The 2,515-nt window shown below is 63.4% G+C and carries 3 protein-coding genes; all 3 read left to right on the top strand.

Translation table 11 applies throughout. The annotated features are described in order from the left end of the window. Window positions 1-141 precede the first annotated feature (141 nt). The 3 genes from tnpA to tnpC all read left to right on the top strand — a co-directional run bounded on the left by tnpA (window position 142) and on the right by tnpC (window position 2,485). Window positions 142-549, top strand: coding sequence for an IS66-like element accessory protein TnpA (tnpA, locus tag CFR79_RS15235; RefSeq protein ID WP_110548449.1), 408 nt, complete (start codon window positions 142-144; stop codon window positions 547-549). Then, a complete protein-coding gene (gene tnpB / locus CFR79_RS15240) occupies window positions 546-893 on the top strand; it encodes an IS66 family insertion sequence element accessory protein TnpB (protein ID WP_019092242.1) in 348 nt (115 codons plus the stop codon). The genes tnpA and tnpB overlap by 4 nt, the downstream gene beginning before the upstream one ends. A 65-nt stretch (window positions 894-958) precedes the next feature. Continuing rightward, window positions 959-2,485, top strand: a complete 1,527-nt coding sequence (gene tnpC, locus CFR79_RS15245; protein ID WP_110548450.1) for an IS66 family transposase — start codon at window positions 959-961, stop codon at window positions 2,483-2,485. The last annotated feature ends 30 nt before the right edge of the window (window positions 2,486-2,515 follow it).

Genomic DNA, 2,515 nt, shown 5'->3' on the forward strand with positions numbered 1-2,515 from the left:
GGTAAGCACTCGGCGACTGACGCCTTCCTGAATATTTCTATTGTGGTTCAGCTATGAAGCATGAGCGATTTAAGAGATAGAGACGCGGTACTACCTGCGAGTGTCGCAGGTAGTACCGCAGAGAGGCTCCAAAGGAGCGGTATGGAGACAGGCGATCGAGACAGGCTGGCGGAAGCCTCGCGGATCGAGATCGTTTCAGATCGCCGCCGCTGGCACGCCCCTGAAGTTCGCGCGCGCGTGGTCATCGCGTCCTACGAGAGCCGACGCCCCGTAAGGGAGGTGGCCGCACAGTATGGTGTCCATCAAAGTCTGGTGTTTCGCTGGCGGCGAGAAGCCCGGGCCAAGGCGCAGGCCAAAGGCGGGACATCGTTCGTGCCTGTCATGATGGCTCCGGCACCCCAGCAGCAGCCATTGGAGTGTCGGAGCGCACAGGGAACGCCGCCCGACCGAGCGGTCAGCCTGGTCTTTCCGGACGGTGTGCGGCTGGAGTTCGACACGGGGCTGTCCGCTGATCGTCTGCGTGAGATTGTGAGCGCGCTGCGTTCATGATCCCGCTTCCCTCCACGCTACGGATCTGGCTGGCGGCGGGCGTGACCGATATGCGACTGGGGATGCCCGGGCTGGCGTTGAAGGTCCAGGAAGCTCTGGGCCGAGACCCTTTCGCGGGCGACGTTTATGCCTTCAGGGGCCGACGCGGCGATCTGGTAAAACTGATCTGGCACGATGGGATCGGCCTTTCCCTCTATGCGAAACGGATCGAGCGCGGGCATTTCCTGTGGCCTTCGGCAAAGGATGGAGCGATCCATCTCTCCCCATCACAATTGACCTGTCTGCTCGAGGGCGTGGATTGGCGCAATCCGCAGAAAACATGGAGACCTGAACTGGCGGGATGATAAAAACTGCGCCAGCTCAGCATATACTGGTACCCTTTTGAGCGCCCATGTGATCAAATGCCGTCATGACGGGAGATGCGGACGACATCATCGCCTTGCGTGCTGCACTTGCTGCTGCTGAGGCGCAGATCGCCCATCTCAAGCACATCATCGCGCGGATGCGTCAGGACCGTTTCGGCGCCTCGTCGGAGCGGGGACGCCGCCTGCTGGCCCAGCTCGAACTCGAACTGGAAGATCTGGAGACGACGCTCGCCGAGGACGCGCCCGAAAATGCCACGGATCCCGCCGTCCGCGCGACAGCACCCCGCAGCAACCGGGGACGCCAGCCCCTGCGTGCCGATCTGCCGCGCGAGCGGGTCGTGATCCCCACGCCGACACACTGTCCGTGCTGTGGTGGTGACCGCCTGAGCAAGCTGGGGGAGAGCATCACCGAGACGCTGGAGGTGATCCCCCGCCAGTTCAAGGCCATCCAGACGGTGCGGGAGAAGTTCACCTGCCGGGACTGCGAGAGCATCACCCAGCCACCGGCACCCTTCCATCCGATCGCGCGCGGACGCGCCGGCCCATGGCTGCTGTCGACCATCCTGTGCGACAAGTTCCTGCAGCATCTGCCGCTGAACCGCCAGAGCGGGGCCTTTGCCCGCGAAGGGATCGATCTCGACACGTCGACACTGGCCGACTGGGTGGGGGCCTGCACCGCGACGTTGGCCCCCCTGACTGCGCTGATCCGGGCCCATGTGCTGGCAGCACAACGCCTGCACGCGGATGACACCACCGTGCCGGTTCTGGCAAAAGGCCGGACAGTCACCGGACGATTGTGGAACTACGTGCGGGACGATCACCCCTTTGGAGGCACAGCGCCCCCAGCCGTCTGGTTCCGTTATTCCCGGGACCGCAAGGGCGAACATCCCACGGACCATCTCGCGGGCTGGACGGGTATCGTGCAGTCAGACGCCTATGCGGGTTATAACACGCTGGCGAAGCCGGGACGCCAGCCCGCACCCGTCATCTCCGCCGGCTGCTGGGCGCACGGACGACGAGGGTTGTTCAAAATCGCCGAGAGGGACAAGGCGCCCCTCGCCATAGAGGCAGTGCGTCGGATCGACGCCATATTCGAGGCCGAACGGGCCATCAACGGCACGTCCGCAGAACACCGGCTGGCTGTCCGTCAAACAGACATTGTGCCTCTGGTCGATGAGTTGTTCGACTGGATGCGGGAGTGTTGCCGGCGCATGTCGACCAAAAATCCCGTTACCCAGGCCATGAAATATTTTCTCAGACGTGCCGACACATTCACGAGATTCCTCATCGATGGCCGGATCTGTCTGACGAACAATGCGGCGGAACGCGCCCTGCGTGGCGTCGCTCTCGGAAGACGGGCCTGGCTGTTCGCCGGCTCCGACCGTGGCGGAGAGCGCGCCGCCGCCATGTATTCCCTGATCGTCACCGCGAAACTCAACGATGTCGATCCCCAGGCCTGGCTCGCCGATGTCATGGCACGGATCAACGACATCCCCAATCCACGCCTCCATGAACTCCTGCCCTGGCACTGGAAAGCTCCCCACCACGACCACAATACCATCGCCGCCTGAACACACCCGCGTCTCTCGCCGGATGGTTAC

Origin of the sequence: Komagataeibacter saccharivorans (assembly GCF_003207825.1) — a bacterium.
GTDB lineage: Bacteria > Pseudomonadota > Alphaproteobacteria > Acetobacterales > Acetobacteraceae > Komagataeibacter > Komagataeibacter saccharivorans.